The organism is Streptomyces sp. HUAS TT11, from assembly GCF_051553595.1.
GTDB lineage: Bacteria > Actinomycetota > Actinomycetes > Streptomycetales > Streptomycetaceae > Streptomyces.
This window is the reverse complement of record NZ_CP196184.1, coordinates 3,102,532-3,124,990: the sequence shown is the minus strand read 5'-3', so window position 1 is coordinate 3,124,990 and position 22,459 is coordinate 3,102,532. Positions and strand designations below refer to the sequence as shown.

The window sequence follows — 22,459 nt, the reverse complement described above, 5'->3', positions numbered from 1 at the left end:
CTGTCCGTTCGGCTGTCGGTCAGGGATTGGCCACATGCAGCAGCCTGTTCGGTGACCCGATCCCCGCGTTCCTCACCTTCCCGGGCACCGCCTGCTGCACCAGCGCCCGGCTCACCTGTGCCGGAGTGGCCTTCGGATGTTTGGCGAGATAGAGCGCCGCCGCCCCCGCGACATGCGGTGCCGCCATGGACGTACCGGAGAGGGTCGCCGTGGCGGTGTCGCTCGCGGACGAGTCGGAGGTGATGGCGACGCCGGGGGCGAACAGGTCGAGACTCGAACCCCAGTTGGAGAAGCTCGCCCGGCTGTCCTTCCGGTCGTCGGCACCCACCGTGATGGCCTGAGGGACCCGGGCCGGGGAGTACAGACCGGCCGCGAGCCCGTCGTTGCCGGCGGCGACCGCGTAGCTGACGCCGGAGGCGATGGAGTTGCGTACGGCCGCGTCCAGTTGGACGCTCGCGTAGCCGCCGAGGCTCAGGTTGGCCACCGCGGGCTTTCTCGCGTGCCTGGTGACCCAGTCGATGCCCGCGATCACCTGCGCGGTGGTGCCCGCGCCCTGCGCGTCCAGGACGCGCACCGCGACGACCTTCGCCCGCTTGGCGACCCCGTACCCGGTGCCCACGGCGGTTCCGGCGACATGTGTGCCGTGCCCGTTGGCGTCGGACGCGGTCCTGTCGTTGTCCACGAAGTCCCAGCCGTAACTCGCCCGGCCGCCGAAGTCCTTGTGCGAGATGCGGATCCCGGTGTCGATGACATACACCGTGACACCCGCGCCCGCCGGTTCGGGCCAGGTGTAGCCGCGGTCGAGCGGCTGGTTCGGCTGGTCGATTCGGTCCAGGCCCCACGAGGGCGGGTTCTTCTGGTAGTGGTCCAGGGTGACTCTGGTGTCCTGGACGACCGATGCCACATGGGAGTCCGCCGCCAGGCGCCGGGCCTGCCGCTCGTCGACTCTCACCGCGTACCCGTTGAGGGCGGTTCCGTAGGTCTGGCTTATTTTCGCCCCGTACTTCTCGGCGATGCCCTTCCCGAGTGCCGACGCGGCCTTCGTTCCCCCCTTGAGCGTGACGATGTAACTTCCGCCGACGGCGCCGGGGCCGCCGGCGCCCAGGACGACCCCCTCCGGGGCGGCCTGCGCGGTCGGGCTGAGGGCCGAGAGCGCGGCGACCGTGGTGACCGCGGTGAGGCTGCCTGCCCAGCGCAGACGCGCGTTTCCCGTCCGTGTCATGACTCGAGTTCCCCTCCTCGACTCGGCGTGGCGCGGCCGGGGTCCGTCCGTGTCCGGGCGGTACGCCGGCCGCTGCGCCAATGGGCAGCCTCTCGTGCGGTGCGAACCGTCACAAGGTCGCCCAGGAGGGCGGAATCGGCCATATCGGCAGGGGTCGGTAGGTAAAGGTTGCGTTGTCTTTCGGGCGTCCGGGTACCGGCTAACCCGGCCCGTCCGGCGCGCGAGGGCGCCGCGTCCGGCCGACGAGCGGGGGTCCGGGGGACGGCGGAACCTCGCCGCGGCGGCGCCCCGGGCTGCGTACAAACCCGACGGTAGGCGAACCGAGCGGCGTACCGTCGGGTGTGACATGCCGCCCACGTCCTCCGTGAAGGTGGAATTCGTGAAGGCCATCCGCAGGTTCACCGTACGTCCCGTCCTCCCCGAAGCCCTTCACCCGCTGAGCGACCTGGCGCGCAATCTGCGCTGGTCGTGGCATGCGGAGACCCGTGACCTCTTCCAGTCCGTCGACCCCGAGTGCTGGGCCGCCTGCGACGGCGACCCGGTGCGGCTGCTGGGAAGCGTGCCTCCCGCCCGGCTCGCCGAGCTTGCCGAGGACCGCCGCTTCCTGCGCCGCCTCGCCGCGGTCGGCGACGACCTCGCCGACTATGTGAGCGGCGACCGCTGGTACCAGTCCCGTTCGACCGGCTCCGACCTCCCCGCCGCCGTCGCCTACTTCTCACCCGAGTTCGGCATCACGGCGGCGCTGCCCCAGTACTCCGGCGGCCTCGGCATCCTCGCCGGCGACCATCTGAAGGCGGCCAGCGATCTCGGCGTCCCTCTGATCGGCGTCGGCCTGCTGTACCGCCACGGCTACTTCCGGCAGACCCTCTCGCGGGACGGCTGGCAGCAGGAGCACTATCCGGTGCTGGACCCGAACGAACTGCCCGTGGTGCCCCTGCGCGAGCCCGACGGCACGCACGCCCGGGTGTCCCTGGGGCTGCCCGGCGGCCGCCGGCTCCAGGCCCGCGTCTGGCTCGCCCAGGTGGGCCGGGTGCCGCTGCTCATGCTCGACTCGGACGTCGAGGAGAACGACCTCGGCGAACGGGGTGTCACCGACCGGCTGTACGGCGGAGGCAGCGAGCACCGGCTGCTGCAGGAGATGCTGCTCGGCATCGGCGGGGTGCGCGCGGTGCGCACGTACTGCCGGCTGACCGGGCACGCCGAGCCCGAGGTGTTCCACACCAACGAGGGCCACGCCGGTTTCCTCGGCCTGGAGCGGATCGCCGAGCTGTGCGACGGCGGTCTCGACTTCGACTCCGCCCTGGAAGCGGTCCGGGCGGGCACGGTCTTCACCACCCACACCCCCGTCCCCGCGGGCATCGACCGCTTCGACCGGGAGCTGGTGGCCCGGCACTTCGGCCCGGACGCGGAGCTGCCGGGGATCGCCGTGGAGCGGATTCTGCGACTCGGGATGGAGTCGTACCCGGGCGGTGAGCCCAATCTGTTCAACATGGCCGTCATGGGCCTCAGGCTCGGCCAGCGCGCCAACGGCGTGTCCCTGCTGCACGGCAACGTCAGCCGGGAGATGTTCTCGGGCCTGTGGCCGGGCTTCGACCCCGACGAGGTGCCGATCACGTCCGTGACCAACGGGGTGCACGCGCCGACCTGGGTGGCGCCGGAGGTGTTCCGGCTCGGGGCGCGGCAGATCGGCGCCGAGCGCACCGAGGACGCCCTGACGGTGGGCGGCCCCGAACGCTGGGACGCGATCGAGGAGATCGCCGACCAGGAGATCTGGGATCTGCGCCGGGACCTGCGCGAACAACTGGTGGTGGAGGTACGGGAGCGGCTGTACGCGTCCTGGCGGCAGCGCGGCGCGGGGACGGCCGAACTCGGCTGGATCGACCGGGTGCTGGATCCCGACGTGCTGACGATCGGGTTCGCCCGGCGTGTGCCCTCGTACAAGCGTCTGACGCTGATGCTGCGCGACCGGGACCGGCTGATGGAGCTGCTGCTGCATCCCGAGCGCCCGATCCAGATCGTGGTGGCCGGCAAGGCGCATCCGGCGGACGACGGCGGCAAGCGCCTGATCCAGGAGCTGGTCCGGTTCGCGGACGACCCCCGCGTGCGCCACCGGATCGTCTTTCTCCCGGACTACGGCATGGCGATGGCGCAGAAGCTCTATCCGGGCTGCGACGTCTGGCTGAACAACCCGCTGCGCCCGCTGGAGGCCTGCGGCACCAGCGGGATGAAGGCGGCGCTCAACGGCGGCCTCAACCTCTCGGTCCGGGACGGCTGGTGGGACGAGTGGTACCAGCCGGACTTCGGCTGGGCGATCCCCACGGCCGACGGCGCGGCGACGGACGAGGACAGGCGCGACGACCTCGAGGCACATGCGCTGTACGAGCTGCTGGGGCAGCGGGTGGCCCCGCGCTTCTACGAGCGGGGCCAGGGCGGACTGCCCGACCGCTGGATCGAGATGGTCCGCCGGACGCTGATGAACCTGGGCCCGAAGGTGCTGGCCGGGCGGATGGTGCGCGAGTACGTGGAGCGCCTCTACACCCCGGCGGCCCATGCGCACCGGGCGATGAGGCCGGACACGGCGCGCGAGCTCGCGGCATGGAAGGCACGGGTACGGGCGGCCTGGCCGGGCGTCACGGTCGACCACGTCGAGACCCCGGCGGCGGCGGCGACGGCCGAACTGGGCACGACGCTTGCGCTCCGCGTCCGCGTCGGCCTCGGCGAACTGGCGCCCGGCGACGTGGAGGTGCAGGCGGTCTCGGGCCGCGTCGACGCGGACGACCGCCTCGCGGACGCGACGGCGACCGCGCTGAAACCGGCGGGCGGACCGGAGCCGGACGGCCGCTGGGTGTACGAGGGCCCGCTGGCGCTGGACCGGACCGGGCCGTACGGCTACACCGTGCGGATCCTGCCGGCGCATCGCCTGCTGGCCTCCGGCGCGGAACTGGGCCTGGTGGCGGTGCCGTCCCAGGAGGCGGGGGAGGGAGCCGGGGTGCTGCTGCGCTGAGCGGGGCGTGCGGGGTCGCGCCGGTCCTGTCGCCGGTGGGCCACGGTCTGTCGTTCGGATCAGATCGGCGGGGAGGGACTGCGCCTTTCGGCCGACGCGACGCCGGCACGATCCGAACGACGGGCCCCTAGGAGCCCTCCTCCCCGCACAGCCGCTGCAGCGCCGCGCCGCACCGTCGTGCGTAGGCGTGCTGGAGGCCCCGCGCGGCCGGGCCGCCCGCCTTCGTGTACCACTTGGCCGGGCGGCTGAAGGCCGTGATCGTCAGCCACACCGTGCCGTCCCCGGTACGGTCCACGACGAAGGACTCCTCGCCGCACTCCGGGTGGCCGGGCAGCGTCCCGTACGCCCAGCCCGCCCGGCGGTGCTCCTCGACCGTCCAGACCACCCGGCAGGGGGCCTTGATCACACCGCCGAGGGTGACGGTGACATCGACGCCGGTGGCGGCTCGGTCCTCGGCCGCGATGACGCCGAGGCCCGCCGCCCGGTGCATCTCCCAGGTGAGGACCGCCTCGGCCGCCCGGCGGAACACCTCGTGGCCCTCGCCGATCCGGGTGCGAAGGTGCAGGGGACGGAAGCCCTCTGGGCAGTGGCCGGGCTTGCGGGTCGCACCCACATCCTCGTACGTGAACGACATGTGCCCAGCGTAGGACGGCCCCCGGCGATGTTGTCGCGCCGGGGGCCGCCGTGTCCTATCTGCGTACTAGTTCACGTTGACGGCGGACCAGGCCGACGCCACCGCGTTGTACTCGGCGCTGCCGGAGCCGTAGAGGGCGGCGGCGGCCGAGAGCGTGCCCGTGCGGGCCGACTTGTAGTTGGTGGTCGACGTGAAGTACGTCGTGAGCGCCTTGTACCAGATCTGGAGCGCCTTGGCGCGGCCGATGCCGGTGAGGGTCGAGCCGTTGGACGTGGGGGAGTTGTAGGTGACCCCGTTGATCGTCTTGCTGCCGCTACCCTCGGACAGCAGGTAGAAGAAGTGGTTCGCCACGCCCGACGAGTAGTGCACGTCGAGGTTGCCCACGCTCGAGGACCAGTTGTCGGCGGAGCCGCCGTCCTTGCTGGGCTTGTCCATGTAGCGCAGCGGGGTGCCGTTGCCGTTGATGTTGATCTTCTCGCCGATGAGGTAGTCGCCCGGGTCGGCGGAGTTGTTCGCAGCGAACTCGACGCCGGTGCCGAAGATGTCCGAGGTGGCCTCGTTCAGGCCGCCGGACTCGCCGGAGTAGTTGAGGCCGGCGGTGTTGGAGGTGACACCGTGGCTCATCTCGTGACCGGCCACGTCCAGCGAGGTCAGCGGGTGGTTGTTGCCGGAGCCGTCGCCGTAGGTCATGCAGAAGCAGCTGTCGTCCCAGAAGGCGTTGACGTACGAGTTGCCGTAGTGCACCCGGGAGTAGGCGGCCTTGCCGTCGTTCTTGATGCCGCTGCGGCCGAAGGTGCTCTTGTAGAAGTCCCAGGTGGCCTGGGCGCCGTAGGCGGCGTCGGCGGCGGCGGTCTGGTCCGTGGAGGAGCTGGAGGCCGTGCCCGTGCCCCAGACGTCGTCCGCGTCGGTGAACAGCGTGCCGGTGCCGGAGGTCCTGTGCGCCAGGTTGTACGTCTTGTGGCCGCCGCGCGTGGTGTCGTACAGCTGGTACGTCGACCCGGACTTGGTGGTGTTCAGGGTGACGGTGCCCGAGTAGAGGCTCTTGCCGGTGCCGGTCTCGATCCCCTGGTACTCGTAGAGCTTCTTGCCGGTGGCGGCGTCGGTGACGACGTGCAGCTGGTTCGGGGTGCCGTCGTCCTGGAGCCCGCCGACGACCGTCTCGTACGCGAGGACCGGGGTGCCCGAGCCGGCCCAGATCACCTTGCGCGCCGCGCCGTCGGCCGCGGAACGGTCCGAGCCCACCGCCTGCGCGGCCCTGACGGCCTGCTTCTCGGCCGTCGCCGCGGTGACCTGCGGCTTGAGGGAGGCCACCTTGATCGTCGCCTGCGTCGCTCTGGTCACGCCCTCGGTCTTGCCGGACTTCGACTCGTGGACGACCAGGTCGCCGCCGAGGACCGGAAGACCCGCGTAGGTGCGCTCGTAGCGGGTGTGGACCGTTCCGTCGACGTCCTTGACGACGTCCTTGACGACCAGCTGCTCCTTGACGCCGAGGCCTATCTTCCGGGCCGTCTCGGGCGCCGCGGTCCGTGCCTGCTCGACGAGGGAGGCACGCGCGGTCGAGGACAGGGTGACCGGGGAGGCGGCGAGCGGGGCCGCGGCCTGGGCGGTGGCGACACCGGTGCTCAGACCGGTGGTGAGCAGGGCTCCTGATGCGACGGCGGTGGCGATGGCCAGAGTGGTGCGCTTGTGACGCGCGTAGAGGGAAGTCACGCAAACTCCTTCTGTGGGGGCGCCCGGACGGCGTGGGGTGCCGTTCGGACGGAATGAAGTTGCGGTGCGGGTGAGCCGTGCGGTGGAAGAGTGACACCAAAGACGCGTACATGTCAGGTGTCGAACGTGAGGTTGTCTCAATTTCGACAGAGTGATGAACGTTGCCGGAAGACGAACGGGCGCCGCCCGGAGGGGTCGAACCCCCGGACGGCGCCCTGTCCCCGCCGCTGCCGGGAGCGGTTTACGGGAAGGTCAGCTTCCAGCTGTTGATCCGGCCGACGTCCTGGGCCGCCTGGTCCTGGACCCTCAGCTTCCACGTCCCGTTGGCCGTCTGGGCCGAGGCGTTGACCGTGTAGGTGGCCTGCACGTTGTCCGCCGAGTCGGACGAGCTGGCGTTCTTCAGGCGGTACGCGGTGCCCGAGGGACCCACCAGGTCGATGACCAGGTCGCCCCGCCATGTGTGGGTGATGTCGACGGTCACCTGGAGGTTGCTCGGCGCGTTTCCGGTCCTGCCGGACACGGTGATCGACGAGGTGACCGCCGGCCCGTTGTCCGGAATGGACACCGGGGTGGTGTTCTCGTACGAGGTGCCGCCACCGCCGCCCCCGCCGGAGCGGGACCCGACCGCGACCGCGGCCCAGGCGTCCTGCACCGCCTTGTACTCGGCGCTCGTGGTGCCGTACAGCTCACCCGCCGCCGCGAGCGTGCCGGTGCGGGCCGCAGCGTAGTTGGTGGTCGAGGTGAACTTGGTGGTGAGCGCGCGGTACCAGATCTGCAGCGCCTTGTCGCGGCCGATGCCGGTGACCGGAAGGCCGTCCGCGGTCGGCGAGTTGTAGCTCACGCCGTTGATGACCTTGGCGCCGCTGCCCTCGCTCAGCAGGTAGAAGAAGTGGTTCGCGGGGCCCGACGAGTAGTGCACGTCGACCGACCCGATCCCCGAGTACCAGCTGTCCTTGGACGCGCCGTCCTTGCTGGGCTTGTCCATGTAGCGCAGCGGGGTGCCGTCGCCGTTGATGTCGATCTTCTCGCCGATGAGGTAGTCGCCCGGGTCGGAGGAGTTGTTCGCGTAGAACTCCACGCCCGTGCCGAAGATGTCCGAGGTGGCCTCGTTCAGGCCGCCGGATTCGCCGGAGTAGTTGAGGCCGGCGGTGTTGGAGGTGACACCGTGGCTCATCTCGTGACCGGCCACGTCCAGGGCCGTCAGCGGGTCGGCGTTGCCGGAGCCGTCGCCGTAGGTCATGCAGAAGCAGCTGTCGTCCCAGAAGGCGTTGACGTACGAGTTGCCGTAGTGCACCCGGGAGTAGGCGGCCTTGCCGTCGTTCCTGATGCCGCTGCGGCCGAAGGTGCTCTTGTAGAAGTCCCAGGTGGTCGCGGCGCCGTAGTGGGCGTCGGCGCCCGCGGTCGCGGCGTTCGACGTGGTGCCGTTGCCCCACGTGTCGCTCGACTGGGAGAACAGCGTGCCGGTGCCGGACGTGCCGCGGTTGAGGTTGTACGTCTTGTGGCCGCCGCGCGAGCCGTCGTTCAGCGTGTACGTCGAGCCCGACTGCGTGGTGGTCAGAGTGACCTGTCCGCTGTACTGGGTGTTGCCGATGCCGTTCCTGACACCCTGATAGCGGAACAGCTCCTTGCCGGTGGCGGCGTCGCTGACGACGTGCAGCTGGTTCGGCGTCCCGTCGTCCTGGAAGCCGCCGATGACCGTCTCGTACGCGAGGGTGGGCTTGCCGTCGGCCGCCCAGATCACCTTGCGGGGCGCGCTGTCGGCGCCGGTCTGCTGGGAGCCCGCCGCCCGGGCCAGGGACAGCGCCTGCTTCTGCGCGGTCGAGGCGGAGACCGCCGGCGTGAGCGAGGCGACCTTGACGGTGGCCTGGGTCGCCTTGACGACCTGCTCGGTCTGTCCGGACGCGGCCGTGTCCACCACCAGGTCGCCGCCGAGGACCGGAAGTCCTGCGTAGGTGCGCTCGTAGCGGGTGTGGAGGGTGCCGTCGCCGTCCTTGACGACGTCACGGACGACCAGCTTCTCCTGGGCGCCGAGGCCGATCGCCCGGGCGGTGTCCGCCTTCGCCGTGTCGGCGTCGCGGATCAGCTCGGCGCGCTGCGAGGGGGACAGCTTCAGCGCGGTGTGCGCGGGATTGATCTTCCCGGCGGCGGGGGCGGCCGGAGCCGCGGCGCTCGCGGCGCCCGTCTGGACGGCGGCGGCCAGCAGGGCGGAGACGCCGACGAGGGCGAAGGCGACGGCGCTGCGGGCGGGGGTGTGGGAGGTGCGTCTGCGAGAGGAACTGCTTCTCAACACTGACTCCTTCTGCGTGGCCGCGGGTCGCGCGGCCAGGGGAGACCGGACGGCTGGTCGGCCGTCCGGGCAGAACAGGCGGAACGCGGAACCAGGTGCATGAAGGTGACGGGCCGCCGCACGACGTGGAGCTGTGGGGGTGCTGTGAAGCGGCCGTGGGAAGCGTGCCAGGGGAGCGCGCTTTCTGTCAGGAGCGCGTCAAGAACTTGTCCGGAAATGGTTCGTTGGGTGAAAGGTCACGTTCGGTATACGGACTGTTCGGCCGAACCCGCTGGGCCGACCGGCCCCTCAGGCAGGCGGCGGCCGCTCCCCGTGCCAGGAGCGCCACAGCGCGGCGTACGCTCCGTCGGCCGCCACCAGATCGTCGTGCGAGCCCAGTTCGGCCAGCCGGCCGTCCTCCATCACGGCCACGCGGTCCGCGTCGTGCGCGGTGTGCAGCCGGTGCGCGACAGCGATGACGGTTCTGCCCTCGAGCACCGCGGCCAGGGCGCGCTCGGTGTGGCGTGCCGTGGTCGGATCCAGGAGCGCCGTCGCCTCGTCGAGGATCAGGGTGTGCGGATCCGCCAGGACCACCCGGGCCAGGGCGAGTTGCTGTGCCTGGGAGCCGTCCGTGGCGAGGGCCCCTCCCGGCCGGCCGTCACCGGAGACCGGCGAGCGGCCGCCCGGTTCCAGCGGGGTGTCCAGGCCCGCCGGCAGGTCCCGCACCCAGCCGTCGGCGCCGACGGCGGCCAGGGCGGTCCAGAGGGCCTCGTCCGTGGCGGACGGGTCGGCGATCCGCAGGTTGTCCCGGACGGTGCCCAGGAAGACATGGTGCTCCTGGGTGACGAGGACGACCTGGCGGCGCAGTCGTTCGGGGCCGAGACCCGCGATCGGCACCCCGCCGACGGTCACCGAGCCCGCTCCGGGCGCCTCGACGCCGGCCAGCAGCCTGCTCAATGTGGTCTTCCCGGCACCCGAGGGACCGACGACCGCCAGTCGCTCCCCCGGCCGCACGGTCAGGTCCACCCCGCGCAGCACCTCGCCCCCGCGGTCGTAGGAGTAGCGGACCCCGCGCACATCGATCCGGTCGTCCGCCGGGCCCGGACCGTCGCCGTCCGGCGCGGAGCGCGGGGAACGGGCCAGCCCCTCCACCCGGGCGAAGGAGGCGCCGCTGCTCTGCAACTGCTCCACGCGCACCAGGATCTGGTCGAGCGGTTCGGCGAACTGCCGCAGATAGAGCGAGGCCGCCACCACCGCCCCGAGGCTCATGGCCCCGTGCGCGTGCAGCACCCCGCCGACCAGCAGCACACCCGCGACCGGGAGGATGTACGACACCTCCACCACCGGGAAGAACACGGTGCGCAGGTGGAGCGTGTACATCCGGGTACGCCGTGAGGTCTCCAGCGCCTCGTGGCTCGCGGCGGTCCGCCGCTCCTGGAGCCGGAACGCCTCGACCGCTCGGGCACCGGACGCGGTGGCTGCGAGGATCTCCGCGACCTCGGAGGTCGCCGCGCCCTCGGCCAGATAGCCGTCCCGCGCGCGGCGCAGATACCAGCGCAGCGCGAACCGGACGGGCACGATCCCGAGGATCCCGACGGCGCCCAGCAGAGGATCGAGCACGAACACCGCACCGAGCACGAACGCCGCGTGCACGGTGTTGATCAGCAGCTCGGGACCGGCGTCGCGCAGGGTGGTGCCGACGGCGGACACGTCGGCGGTGCCACGGGCCGTCAGATCGCCGGTGCCGGCCCGTTCCACCACGGAAGCGCGCAGCGCGAGGGCCCGGTCGACGAACTCCTCGCGCACTCGTGCGAGCGTCCGCTCCCCGAAGCGGTGCCCCACGTACCGGGCCCAGCGGGCCAGCAGCAGCTGTGCCAGCGAGCACAGCAGAATGACGAGTGCCATCCGGTCCACGGCGCCGACACCGCGCCCGGCCTTGACCTCGTCGACGATGCGGCCGACCAGCCACGGCCCGACGAGCCCGGCGCCGGCCGCCGCCGCGTTCAGGGCCAGTGCGGCGCCGAAGGCGCCGGCGTCGGCCCGCACCAGACGTGCGGCGGCGCGCCGCACGTCCGCCGGCTCCGCGATCGGCAGCCGGCCCATGCCGTCCGTGGTCAACGCACGGCCTCCTCGGCGTCCGTGTCCCGTGCCACCAGCGCCCGGTAGCCGGGATCCGCCGCGAGGAGGTCACGATGGCTGCCCGTGGCCGCGACCTTTCCGTCGACCAGGAAGTGCACGGTGTCCGCACGGTCCAGGACGAGCGGCGAGGTGGTGGTGACGACGGTGGTGCGCCCGCTGCGGGCGGCACGCAGCCGGTCGGCCACCGTCGCCTCGGTGTGGGCGTCGAGCGCCGAGGTGGGTTCCACCGCGAGCAGCACCTCGGGGTCGGCCAGCAGCGCCCGCACCAGCCGTACACGCTGGCGCTGGCCGCCGGACAGGCTGCGGCCCTGCGCGGCCACCTGCGTGTCGAGACCCTCGGGCAGACCGAGCACGATGTCGTCGGCGGCGGCCGCGTGCACCGCTCGCTCGATGTCGTTCTCGTCGCGGTCCCGGCGTCCGCACACCAGCTCGCGCAGCGATCCGGCGAACAGGTCGGCCTCGTGGTCGGCGACCAGGATCCGCTCGCGCACCTGCGCCAGGGCGATCCCGTCCAGCCGGGACCCGCCCCAGGTCGCCTCGGACGGGACGTAGCGGCCCAGCCGGTCGACGACGGCCGCCGCATCGGCGGACCGGGCGGCGGCCAGCGCCGTCAACCGGCCCGGCGGCACTCGCACGCCGGACTCCGGGTCGTGCAGGGCCGAGGGTTCGGCGGGCGCGTCCGCGGTGCCGTCGTCCGCCACGGGTTCCAGGCGCAGCAGCCCCACGACGCGGCGGGCGGCCACCACGCCCCGGCTGAGCTGGTAACCGCACTCGATGAAGAACGCCACCGGACCCACCAGGACGGCGACATAGCCGTACACCGACACGAGCTCGCCCACGGTGATGTCGCCGCGCGCGGCCAGCCGGGCCGCCAGCCAGGTCACCACCGCGAGGAACAGCGTCGGCAACCCCACACCCAGGGCCTGGATCCAGCTCGTCACCGCCCCCACCCGGTAGCCCTGCTCGCGCAGTCGCTGCGAGTCCCTGCGGAAGGCGTCGGCGAACAGACCCTTGCCGCCCAGGCCGTTGAGGACACGCAGACCGCCCGCGAGATCGCCGATCCGCGCGGTCAGCACACCCTGCCGCTCCCGGTACCGGCCCTCCGCCCCCTGCAGCCGCACCGTCAGCGGCCCCACCAGCAGGGCGATCAGCGGGACGCCGAGCAGGACCACGACGGCGAGCTGCAGGGACACCGACAGCAGCAGCCCCGCGATCACCGCGTAGGCGACGACCGCCCCGACACCCGGTCCGACGAAGGTCAGGGACTGGCTGATCGTCTGCACGTCGCCCACCCCGATCGTGACCACCTCCCCGGCCCCGGCACGTCCGGGCAGCGCCGCGCCGAGCCGGACGGCCTGCCCCAGCACGACCTTGACCGTCCGGAAGTTGGCGTCCATCCGCACCCGGGTCATCGTGCGGTGCCGCATGATGCTCAGCCAGGCGTTGAACGACCCCACCACGAACAGCGCCAGGGTCCACCCGCACAGCGCGCCCATGTCGCCCGGCTCCAGACCGTCGTCGATCGCGCGGGCCATGAGGTACGGCGTCGCGGCCAGCAGCACCATCCACGCGCTGCCCAGCAGCGCCCCGGCGGCGCACCGGCCCGGCTGACGGCTCACCAGCCACCACAGGTACCACCAGCCGCCGCGGTGGTCGGGCGTCCCGGGATCCTCGTACGCGTCGACGCCCCTCACGCGAGACTGTCCCGCCAGGCCCGGTGCAGGTCCGCGAACCGGCCCGTGCCCGCGATCAGCGCGGCCGGGCTGCCGTCCTCGACGACACGGCCGTCCTCCATGACCAGCACACGGTCCGCGATCTCCACCGTCGACAGCCGGTGCGCGATCACGACGGCCGTGCGCCCACGCAGCACCGTCACCATCGCCCGCTGGACGGCCCGTTCACCGGGAATGTCCAGGGAACTGGTCGCCTCGTCGAGGATCAGGACCGCCGGGTCGGCGAGCAACGCGCGGGCGAAGGCGACGAGCTGCCGCTGCCCCGCCGAGATCCGGCCGCCGCGTTTGCGGACGTCGGTGTCGTAGCCCTCGGGCAGTGCGCTGATGAAGTCGTGCGCGCCGATGGCCTTGGCCGCCTGTTCGATCTCCTCCCGGGGCGCGTCGGGGCGGCCGATCGCGATGTTCTCGGCGACCGTGCCCGAGAAGAGGAACGCCTCCTGGGTCACCATCACCACCCCGCGCCGAAGCTCGGCCGGGCCGAGGTCGCGCAGGTCCGTGCCGTCCAGCAGGACCCGGCCGTCCGAGGGGTCGTAGAAGCGGGCGAGCAGCTTGGCGAGCGTGGACTTCCCGGCACCGGTCGCGCCGACGACCGCGACGGTCTGGCCGGCGGGCAGGGCCAGCGAGAAGCGGGGGAGCACCTCGGCCCCCGTACGGTACGCGAAGCGCACGTCCTCGAACACGACTTCACGTCCGGGCTGCTCACCCTCGAGCGGTGGGAGCTGCGCGGGAGCCGACGGTTCGGGCACCGTGGGAACCTGAGCCAGCAGCCCCGCGATCTTCTCCAGCGAGGCCGCCGCCGACTGGTAGGCGTTGAGGAACATGCCGAGCCGGTCGATGGGGTCGTACAGACGCCGCAGATAGAGGACCGCGGCCGCCAGCACACCGAGCTCCAGCGAGCCCTCCGCCACCCGGTAGGCGCCCCACAGCACGATTCCGGCGACGGCCGTGTTGGCGATCAGCCGGGAGCCGACGACATAGCGGGCCATCTCCAACAGCGCGTCGCCGTTGGTCCGGGCATGCCGCTCGTTGAGGACGCGGAAGCCGGCGTCGTTGGCCGCCTCGCGCCGGAACGCGCGCACGGGCCTGATGCCGTTCATCGTCTCGGCGAACTTCACGATCACCGCGGCGATGGCCGTCGACCGGCGGCGGAAGATCCGCCCGGCCCGACGCTGGTAGAGCCGTACGAGCCAGTAGAGCGGCACCAGCGACGCCACGGCCACCGCACCGAGGCCGAGGTCCAGCCACAGCAGCAGCGCCGAGATGTAGAGGAACGACAGGACGACCGTGACCAGTTCCTGCAGTCCTTCGGCGAGCAGTTCGCGCAGCGACTCGACGTCCGTGGTGGACCGCGAGATCAGCCGGCCGGAGGTGTAGCGGTCGTGGAAGTCGATGCTGAGCGCCTGCGCGTGGCGGAAGATCCGGCCGCGCAGATCGAGCAGTACGTCCTGGTTGACACGGGCGGAGACGACGATGAACACGTACTGGAGCCCGCCCGCGGTCGCGGCGGCCAGCAGATAGGCGACCGCCACCGCGATCAGCGGCCCGTGGTCGTGGTCCCGCAGCGCCGGGACGGCGTGGTCGATCGCGTACGCCACCAGCAGCGGGCCCACCTGCACCGCGGCCTGCTGGAGCAGGAGCAGCACACAGGTCAGCACGACCCGGGGCCTGAGCGGCGCGAGCAGCGACCGCAGCAGCAGGGCCGTGGCGCCCGGGGGTGCCGGGAGGGTGTCGTGGTCGAAGGGGTCGTCGGAGGCGGCGGACGCCGGTTTCGGCCGATCCAGGTCCTGGCCCTCCGGCGCGTCCGATCGGGGTCCTTCCTGCTCGGACGACGTCGAGAGCTTGGGGGCGGGCGCGGTCATCGGGCCTCCTCGCGTTCCTCGTCCTGGGAATCTCCGGACATCAGATGGGCGTACTCGGCGTTCGTGCGCAGCAGTTCATGGTGGGTGCCGACGGCGGTGATGCGGCCGCCGGAGAGCAGGGCGACGCGGTCGGCCAGCAGGACCGTGGACGGGCGGTGCGCCACGACCAGGGCGGTGGTCCCGTCGAGCACCCGGCGCAGGGCCGCTTCCACCGCGGCCTCCGTGTGCACGTCCAGGGCGGAGAGGGGGTCGTCCAGGACGAGGAAGCGGGGGCTGCCGACGACTGCGCGGGCCAGCGCGAGGCGCTGCCGCTGGCCGCCGGAGAGGCTGAGTCCTTGCTCGCCCACCTGGGTCCGCGTGCCCTGGGGGAGTGCGTGGGCGAAGTCGGCCTGTGCGATGCCGAGGGCCTGCTCGAGGTCCTGCTCGCCGGCGGTGTCCGGGGCGCCCATCAGCACGTTGTCGCCGACGGTGGCGGAGAAGAGGGTCGGTTCCTCGAAGGCGACGGCGACGAGTTCGCGCAGGGTGGCCCTGGGCATGGCAGTGATGTCCCGGCCGTCCAGCGTGATCCTGCCGGAGGTGACCTCGTGCAGGCGGGGGATGAGAGCGGTGAGAGTGGTCTTGCCGCTGCCGGTGGCCCCGACGAGGGCCATGGTCTCGCCCGGGCGGATGTGGAGGTCGATGCGGTCGAGGACCGCGGGGGAGCCGGGCGGGGCGTCCGGGTAGCGGAACCGGACGTCGTCGAACCTGAGTCCGTCCTGTGCCGTGAGGACCGCGCCGGCGGGTTCGGGGCGGGCGCCTTCGGGCGCCGCGCCGCGCGGCCCGGTCCCGGCCGGTGACGGCTCCGGGACGCGCGGCCCGGAGGACTCCGGTTCCTCGCCCATCACCTCGAAGTACCGCTCCGTCGCGGTCGCCGCCTCCTGGCTCATCGCCAGCAGGAACCCGATCGAGTCCACCGGCCAGCGCAGCGCCAGGGCCGTGGACAGGAAGGCCACCAGCGTCCCCGCCGACGATGATGCGGATGCCGAGGACGCTCTCCTCGACCACGGTGGTCAGATCGCCCACCTGGTCCTGGGCCCGCCGCGCCACCTCCGCGTACCGCCGCTCGAAGAGCGCGCACATCACCACGACCGGGATGCCCGGGACGAGGATCACCAGCCCCAGCGTCCAGTCCTGGAGCAGCATGATGATCACGCCCACAAGGATGGTCACACCGTTGACCAGCAGGAACGTCAAGGGAAAGGCGAGGAACTGACGCAGCAGCATCAGATCGGTCGTGGCACGCGAGAGCAGCTGGCCCGACGCCCAGCGGTCGTGGAAGGCGACCGGCAGCCGCTGCAGATGCCGGTACAGGTCCGCCCGCATGTCCGCCTCGACCCGGGACAGCGGGCGGGCCACCAGCCACCGCCGTATGCCGAACAGGACCGCCTCGGCGATTCCGAGCAGCAGCAGGTACAGCGCGCCGAGCCACACCCCCGCCGGATCCCGGTCGGCCACCGGCCCGTCCACGAGCCACTTGAGGACCAGCGGGATCACCAGGCCGACGCACGAGGCGACGATCGCGACGAACGCGGCGGTGAACAACCTCAGGCGCACCGGCCGCACATACGGCCACAGGCGCAGCAGGGTGCGCACGGCGGAGCGGTCCTTGGGGGTTACACGTGGTGTGGGCATCAGGGGGAGCCTACGGACCGGCACCGACAGTGCCCACCGAGTTTTGGCCGGACCCGGATCCGTCCGCGGTCCTACGACCTGCGTGTACGAGGGGTCGCCCGGTCCGTCGGCCGCCGGGTCGTACCCCCGCATCAACCGATCGGCTGATGCACCTTCGAGCGAGGCGGCCGATGTGCCGGAGGGGCTTCGGCCGGGACCCTCGAGCCATGACCACGCATCCCGTCATCGAAGTCAGCGGACTGCGCAAGTCCTACGGGGGAAGGGCCGTCGTCGACGGCGTCACCTTCACCGTGGAGGAGGGCGAGATCTTCGGAATCCTCGGCCCGAACGGCGCGGGCAAGACCACCACCGTCGAGTGCGTCGAGGGCCTCAGGGTTCCCGACGAGGGACGGGTCCGGGTCGCCGGGCTCGATCCCGTCGCCGACCACGAGCAGGTCTCCCGGGTCCTCGGCGCCCAGCTCCAGCAGAGCGAACTGCAGGCCAAGCTCACCGTGCGCGAGGCGCTGGAGCTGTACGCGTCCTTCTACCCGCACCCCGCCGACTGGCGCCCGCTCGCCGAGCGCCTCGACATCACCGGACAGCTGACCGCCCGGTTCGGCAAACTCAGCGGCGGCCAGAAACAGCGCCTGTTCATCGCGCTCGCCCTCATCGGCAACCCGAGGGTGGTGGTCCTCGACGAGCTCACCACCGGACTCGACCCGCGAGCCCGCCGCGACACCTGGCGGCTCATCGAGGACGTACGCGGGAACGGCGTCACCGTTCTGCTCGTCACGCACTTCATGGAGGAGGCGCAGCGGCTCTGCGACCGGATCGCGGTCATCGACAAGGGCCGGGTCGCCGCCCTGGACACCCCCGCCGGACTGATCCGACGCGCGTCCGGTTCCACGGTCATCAGCTTCACCCCGTCGGCGCCGCTGGACGAGGACGAACTGCAGGCGCTGCCGGCGCTCGCGTCCGTCGCCCACAAGGACGGCCGGATCACGCTCGCCGGCACCGACGAGACCGTCAACGCGGTCATCTCCCTGCTCGCCCGGCAGCACATCACCGCCCATCAGCTCCGCGTCACCGACGCCACGCTGGACGACGCGTTCCTGGACCTGACGGAGGCCTCGGCATGAGCACCTCGACCCTCTCCGCGGCGCGTCCGCGGGCGACCGTCCTGCGTACGGAGGTACGGCTCTTCCGCCGCGAACCCGGCGGCATCTTCTGGATCCTGATGTTCCCCACGCTGCTGCTGGTGATCCTCGGCTCCATCCCGGCCTTCCGGGAGAGCGACAAGTCCCTCGGCGGCCTCAGGCTCGTCGATCTGTACGTCCCCGTGGTGGTCCTCGTCGCCATGATCACCGCTGGGGTGCAGTCCATGCCGCAGGCCCTCACCGGCTACCGCGAGCGCGGCATCCTGCGCCGGATGTCCACCACGCCGGTGCGGCCCTCGTCCCTGCTGTCCGCGCAGATGCTGGTGCACGGACTGGCCGTCCTCGTCTCCACGCTGCTCGCGCTCGCCGTGGGCCGGCTCGCCTTCGACGTGCGGCTTCCGCAGCAACTCGCCGGTTACGTCCTCGCCCTGGTCCTGGCCGTCCTCGCCGCCCTCGCGCTGGGTTCGGTGGTCTCGGCCGTCTCCCGGACGACGAAGATCGCGGGTGCGATCGGGTCCGCCGTGTACTTCCCGATGATGTTCTGCGCGGGGGTGTGGCTACCGGTGCAGTCCATGCCGCACACGCTGGCCCGGGTCGTGGAGCTGACCCCGTTCGGGGCGGCCGCCCGCGCGCTCGGCCAGGCGGCCTCCGGCGACTGGCCCGGCTGGGGCCACCTCGGCGTGCTCGCCGGGTGGACGGTGCTTCTGTCGGCCCTGGCCGCACGATGGTTCCGCTGGGAGTGAGGGCGGTTCCCGCTGTGCAGACTGGTCGTATGACAGCCGAGACGCAACAGGTGCCGGGCATCGCGGTCGGCGCCTGGTCGGCCCCCGGGTCGGCCGCGGTGGAGCAGCGCTGGGCGGCCTGGCACCGGTGGGGACCCTACGGTCTCCTCGCCGGGGGGACCCTGACCTCGATCGTCTCCGCGGACGCCGTGGGCATGAGCACCACAGCCAGGTACATGGCCGGTGCGCTGGTGGCGGCGGCCCTCGCCCTGCAGTGGGTGTGGGGGCGGGTGTCCCGTGGGCGCACGGGACCTTCCCGGGCCGGCGTCGCCTACTACACCGTCCGCTGGGTGCTCGGCTTCGTCCTCAGCTGGCTCAACCCGTTCTTCGCCCTCTTCGCCGTCACGGGCTACTTCGGCGCCAACCGGCTGCTGCCGCAGCGCCTCGTGGCATACGGCCTTGTCGCCACCGCCGTCACGATGTCCGGCTCGCAGGCCGGGGGCATGCCGCCGCAGGGCGGGGTCGGCTGGCTCGGCTTCGGCGTGCTGCTCGGCGTCAACCTCGGTCTGCTCACCGTCTTCGCCCGCATCGCGGCGCACGAGGACGAACGCGCCCGTGTGCAGAGCGACACCATCGCCGAACTCGAGCGCACCAACGCGGCCCTCCAGCGGGCCCTCGACGAGAACGCGGCCCTTCATGCCCAACTCCTCGTCCAGGCCAGGGAAGCCGGGGTCGCCGACGAGCGCCGGCGCCTCGCCGCCGAGATCCACGACACCATCGCTCAGGGTCTGACCGGCATCATCGCCCAGCTCCAGGTGGTCGCGGGCGCCTGCGACCTCACGGTGGCCCGCACCCATCTCGACCGGGCCGCCGCGCTCGCCCGGCACAGTCTCGGCGAGGCCCGCCGCTCCGTCCACAACCTCGCCCCCGTCGACCTGGAGCACGCCGGGCTGCCGGAGGCGCTGGAGAAGACGGTCGCCCAGTGGGGCGAACGCACCGGTGTGGGCGCCCGGTTCACGGTCACGGGTACCGCGGTGCCACTCCACGACGAGGTGTCCGCCACGCTGCTGCGGATCGCGCAGGAGGCGCTCTCCAACACCTCCCGTCACGCCTGCGCCACCCGCGTCGGAGTGACGCTCAGCTTCATGGGCGACGAGGTGAGCCTCGACATCCGCGACGACGGCCGCGGTTTCGATCCGCACCGGCTCCCGGAACGCACCGGCACCAGGGGTTACGGACTGGACGGCATGCGGGCCCGTGCCGAGCGCATCGCGGGGTCCCTCGTCCTGGAATCGGAGCCGGGACAGGGCACGGCGGTCTCGGCTCGCGTACCGTTGGTGGGCGATGACCGATGACGCGACCGTCTCCCTGCTGATCGTCGACGACCATCCCGTCGTTCGGGACGGGCTGCGCGGCATGTTCGAGAACGCCCCCGGGTTCCGCGTCCTGGGCGAGGCGTCGGGCGGTGTCGAGGCGGTGGCGCTGGCCGCCGGACTCGACCCGGACGTCATCCTGATGGATCTGCGGATGCCGGGCGGCGGCGGGGTGGAGGCCATAGCCACCCTCACCCGCTCGGGCGCCCGCGCGAAGATCCTGGTCCTGACGACGTACGACACCGACTCGGACACCCTGCCCGCCATCGAGGCGGGCGCGACGGGCTATCTGCTCAAGGACGCGCCGCGCGACGAACTCTTCACCGCGGTACGGGCCGCGGCCGAGGGCCGTACGGTGCTGTCCCCGGCGGTGGCCTCCCGACTGGTCTCGGCGGTGCGCGCCCCCGGGAACGAGCCGCTCTCCGTCCGCGAGCGCGAAGTGCTGGCCCTCGTGGCCAAGGGCACCTCCAACCGCGAGACAGCCCGGGTGCTGTTCATCAGCGAGGCCACCGTGAAGACCCATCTGACGCATCTCTACGCCAAACTGGGCGTCAAGGACCGGGCGGCGGCGGTGGCGGTCGCCTACGACCGCGGAATTCTGGGCTAGGGCCTGTCCTTCCGGTCCGCCCGGTGTCACGGGACGGCCTCACTCCGAGACCCGCAGCAGCAGCACCGCCCGTGCCGGCACCGTCACCGTCGTACCCGCCCGGTGCACCGTCGCCGGTGGCAGAGTCTGCTCCTCGCGGGAGGTGTCCACGACCAGTTCGTAGCCTTGCGCCCAGGGCGGTCCCGGCAGCACGAAGGCCGTCGGGCGGTCCCCGGCGTGCAGCACCGCGAGGAAGCTGTCGTCCACCACCGGGGCGCCCCGGGAGTCCCGGCCCGGGATGTCGCGGCCGGAGAGGTACATGCCCAGGGTGGCCGCGGGCGCGTACCAGTCGCGTTCGGTCATCTCCGCGCCGCGTGCGGTGAACCACGCCAGGTCCCGCAGGCCGTCCGCCGAATGGGCCCGCCCGGAGAAGAAGGCACGGCGGCGCAGCACAGGATGGCGGTGGCGCAGCTCGATCAGACGCGAGGTGAGGTCGAACAGCGCCCGCCAGCCCGGGTCCTGAAGCAGGCTCCAGTCCACCCAGCCGATCTCGTTGTCCTGGCAGTAGGCGTTGTTGTTCCCGCGCTGGGTGCGGCCCATCTCGTCGCCTGCCACCAGCATGGGCACACCCGTCGACAGCAGCAGTGTGGTCAGCAGGTTCCGCAACTGCCGCCGCCGCAGGGCCCGTACCCGCTCGTCGTCGGTCTCGCCCTCCGCGCCGCAGTTCCAGGAGCGGTTGTCGTCGGAGCCGTCGCGGTTGCCCTCGCCGTTGGCCTCGTTGTGCTTGCGTTCGAACGACACCAGGTCGCGCAGGGTGAAACCGTCGTGCGCCGTCACGAAGTTGACCGACGCGTACGGCCGGCGGCCGCCCCAGGCGTACAGGTCGCTGGAGCCGGACAGGCGGTAGCCCAGGTCCCGTACGTCCGGCAGCGCACCCCGCCAGAAGTCCCGTACCGCATTGCGGTAGCGGTCGTTCCACTCCGTCCACAGGGGTGGAAACGCGCCGACCTGGTAGCCGCCCGACCCCACGTCCCACGGTTCCGCGATCAGTTTCACCCGGCGCAGCACCGGATCCTGGGCGATCACCGCCAGGAACGGGGAGAGCATGTCCACGTCGTGCATCGACCTGGCGAGCGCCGCGGCGAGGTCGAAGCGGAAGCCGTCCACGCCCATCTCGGTCACCCAGTAGCGCAGGGAGTCGGTGATCAGCCGCAGGACGTGCGGCTGCACCACGTGCAGCGTGTTGCCGCACCCCGTGTAGTCCGCGTACTGACGGGCGTCCGACTGAAGGCGGTAGTAGCCGCGGTTGTCGATGCCCTTGAGGGACAGCATCGGGCCGAGCTGGTCCGCCTCCGCCGTGTGGTTGTAGACGACGTCGAGGACCACCTCGATCCCCGCCGCGTGCAGTGCCCGCACCATCCGCTTGAACTCGCCGACCTGCTGGCCCGTCGTGCCGGAGGCCGCGTAGCCCGCGTGCGGGGCGAAGTAGCCGATCGAGTTGTATCCCCAGTAGTTCCTCAGGCCGCGCCGCAGCAGGTGATCCTCGTGCGCGAACTGGTGCACCGGCAGCAGCTCCACGGCGGTCACGCCCAGCTTCACCAGGTGCTCGACGGCGGCCGGGTGCGCCAGACCGGCGTAGGTGCCGCGCAGTTCCTCCGGGATGTCCGGGTGCAGCCGGGTGAAGCCGCGCACGTGCAGTTCGTAGATCACCGAGTCCGCCCACGGCGTTTTCGGACGGTGGTCGTCCGCCCAGTCGTCGTCATCGTGCACGACCACGCCCTTGGGCACATGGGGTGCGGAGTCGCGTTCGTCGCGCACGGTGTCCGCCACCCGCTGGTCGGGCCAGTCCCGCACGTGCCCGTACACCTCCGGCGGCAGGCCGAAGTCGCCGTCCACAGCGCGTGCATAGGGGTCGAGGAGGAGCTTGGCCGGGTTCCACCGCGCACCGGTCCAGGGGTCCCAACGGCCGTGCACCCGGTAGCCGTAGCGCTGGCCCGGCATCACACCCGGTACGAAGCCGTGCCAGATCTCATGGGTCAGCTCCGTGAGCCGCACCCGCGTCTCGCGGCTCTCGGCGCCCGCCTCGTCGAACAGGCACAGTTCGACCGCCTCGGCGCCGCCCGCCCACAGCGCGAAGTTGGTGCCCACGACCCCGTCCGGGCCCGCACGGAAGCGTGCCCCCAACGGCGTGGGCGCGCCCGGCCACACGGGCACGGGCAGCACCGGACGCCGACTGCCGTTCAGCACGGCGGCCGGGCGCACGGACCGCACCCCGTCCGCCCGCTCCCTCTGCACTGCCTCCCGCTCGGCTGCGCTCGACACCTGTAGGCCTCCCGCGGCTCGGTGGACGACGCGGAAAAGGGCGCACGGCGTCCCGCCCTTTCCTGGCTTGTCCGCCTTCGAC

The 22,459-nt window shown here is 72.1% G+C and carries 13 protein-coding genes and 1 pseudogene; 5 read left to right on the top strand and 9 right to left on the bottom strand.

All coding sequences use genetic code 11. The annotated features are described in order from the left end of the window. Positions 1-19 precede the first annotated feature (19 nt). Entirely contained in the window at positions 20-1,198 is a 1,179-nt protein-coding gene (locus ACSHXN_RS13900; protein WP_383357154.1) for a S8 family peptidase, read from the bottom strand. Positions 1,199-1,601: 403 nt separating this feature from the next. On the opposite strand from ACSHXN_RS13900, the gene ACSHXN_RS13895 reads away from it, so the two are divergent. Next, positions 1,602-4,226, top strand: a complete 2,625-nt coding sequence (locus ACSHXN_RS13895) for a glycosyltransferase family 1 protein (RefSeq protein ID WP_355141187.1) — start codon at positions 1,602-1,604, stop codon at positions 4,224-4,226. Positions 4,227-4,353: 127 nt separating this feature from the next. On the opposite strand, the gene ACSHXN_RS13890 is transcribed toward ACSHXN_RS13895, so the two are convergent. From ACSHXN_RS13890 to ACSHXN_RS13860, 7 genes and pseudogenes are all read right to left on the bottom strand, one after another. Continuing rightward, the gene (locus ACSHXN_RS13890) at positions 4,354-4,860 is read right to left on the bottom strand and encodes a DUF1990 family protein (protein WP_355141149.1); all 507 of its coding nucleotides are present in this window, start codon (positions 4,858-4,860) and stop codon (positions 4,354-4,356) included. 66 nt (positions 4,861-4,926) lie between these two features. Further along, positions 4,927-6,570, bottom strand: coding sequence for a M4 family metallopeptidase (locus ACSHXN_RS13885; RefSeq protein WP_438303181.1), 1,644 nt, complete (start codon positions 6,568-6,570; stop codon positions 4,927-4,929). Between the two features lie 241 nt (positions 6,571-6,811). After that, complete coding sequence (locus ACSHXN_RS13880) at positions 6,812-8,857, bottom strand: M4 family metallopeptidase (RefSeq protein ID WP_356294489.1); 2,046 nt, start codon at positions 8,855-8,857, stop codon at positions 6,812-6,814. 288 nt (positions 8,858-9,145) lie between these two features. Then, positions 9,146-10,939: an ABC transporter ATP-binding protein gene (locus ACSHXN_RS13875; protein WP_438306459.1), complete on the bottom strand. Its 1,794-nt coding sequence runs from the start codon at positions 10,937-10,939 to the stop codon at positions 9,146-9,148. An 11-nt stretch (positions 10,940-10,950) separates the two neighbouring features. Continuing rightward, on the bottom strand, positions 10,951-12,669 hold the full coding sequence (locus ACSHXN_RS13870; RefSeq protein ID WP_356114800.1) for an ABC transporter ATP-binding protein: 1,719 nt from the start codon (positions 12,667-12,669) through the stop codon (positions 10,951-10,953). Next, positions 12,666-14,567: an ABC transporter ATP-binding protein gene (locus ACSHXN_RS13865; RefSeq protein ID WP_356114801.1), complete on the bottom strand. Its 1,902-nt coding sequence runs from the start codon at positions 14,565-14,567 to the stop codon at positions 12,666-12,668. Before ACSHXN_RS13865 ends, ACSHXN_RS13870 begins: the two co-directional genes overlap by 4 nt. Continuing rightward, positions 14,564-16,238: pseudogene (locus ACSHXN_RS13860) on the bottom strand (ABC transporter ATP-binding protein). The gene ACSHXN_RS13865 and the pseudogene ACSHXN_RS13860 overlap by 4 nt, the downstream one beginning before the upstream one ends. Before the next feature lie 206 nt (positions 16,239-16,444). Here ACSHXN_RS13860 and ACSHXN_RS13855 point away from each other — a divergent pair. Genes ACSHXN_RS13855 through ACSHXN_RS13840 form a run of 4 tightly spaced genes read left to right on the top strand, consistent with a single transcriptional unit; the run spans position 16,445 to position 20,076 of the window. Next, positions 16,445-17,356, top strand: coding sequence for an ABC transporter ATP-binding protein (locus ACSHXN_RS13855; RefSeq protein WP_438303180.1), 912 nt, complete (start codon positions 16,445-16,447; stop codon positions 17,354-17,356). Further along, positions 17,353-18,117: an ABC transporter permease gene (locus ACSHXN_RS13850; protein ID WP_355141163.1), complete on the top strand. Its 765-nt coding sequence runs from the start codon at positions 17,353-17,355 to the stop codon at positions 18,115-18,117. The genes ACSHXN_RS13855 and ACSHXN_RS13850 overlap by 4 nt, the downstream gene beginning before the upstream one ends. A gap of 29 nt (positions 18,118-18,146) precedes the next feature. After that, on the top strand, positions 18,147-19,451 hold the full coding sequence (locus ACSHXN_RS13845) for a sensor histidine kinase (RefSeq protein ID WP_355141165.1): 1,305 nt from the start codon (positions 18,147-18,149) through the stop codon (positions 19,449-19,451). Continuing rightward, positions 19,441-20,076: a response regulator transcription factor gene (locus ACSHXN_RS13840; RefSeq protein ID WP_355141167.1), complete on the top strand. Its 636-nt coding sequence runs from the start codon at positions 19,441-19,443 to the stop codon at positions 20,074-20,076. Before ACSHXN_RS13845 ends, ACSHXN_RS13840 begins: the two co-directional genes overlap by 11 nt. 39 nt (positions 20,077-20,115) lie before the next feature. On the opposite strand, the gene glgX is transcribed toward ACSHXN_RS13840, so the two are convergent. After that, on the bottom strand, positions 20,116-22,377 hold the full coding sequence (gene glgX / locus ACSHXN_RS13835; protein ID WP_356114804.1) for a glycogen debranching protein GlgX: 2,262 nt from the start codon (positions 22,375-22,377) through the stop codon (positions 20,116-20,118). Positions 22,378-22,459 lie beyond the last annotated feature (82 nt).

Bases quoted from the DNA above. Each gene is read 5' to 3' on its own strand.
- ACSHXN_RS13855 (WP_438303180.1), top strand. From the start codon at position 16,445: ATGACCACGCATCCCGTCATCGAAGTCAGCGGACTGCGCAAGTCCTAC.
- ACSHXN_RS13865 (WP_356114801.1), bottom strand. From the start codon at position 14,567: ATGACCGCGCCCGCCCCCAAGCTCTCGACGTCGTCCGAGCAGGAAGGA.
- ACSHXN_RS13845 (WP_355141165.1), top strand. From the start codon at position 18,147: ATGACAGCCGAGACGCAACAGGTGCCGGGCATCGCGGTCGGCGCCTGG.
- ACSHXN_RS13875 (WP_438306459.1), bottom strand. From the start codon at position 10,939: ATGGGCCGGCTGCCGATCGCGGAGCCGGCGGACGTGCGGCGCGCCGCC.
- ACSHXN_RS13890 (WP_355141149.1), bottom strand. From the start codon at position 4,860: ATGTCGTTCACGTACGAGGATGTGGGTGCGACCCGCAAGCCCGGCCAC.
- ACSHXN_RS13840 (WP_355141167.1), top strand. From the start codon at position 19,441: ATGACCGATGACGCGACCGTCTCCCTGCTGATCGTCGACGACCATCCC.
- ACSHXN_RS13850 (WP_355141163.1), top strand. From the start codon at position 17,353: ATGAGCACCTCGACCCTCTCCGCGGCGCGTCCGCGGGCGACCGTCCTG.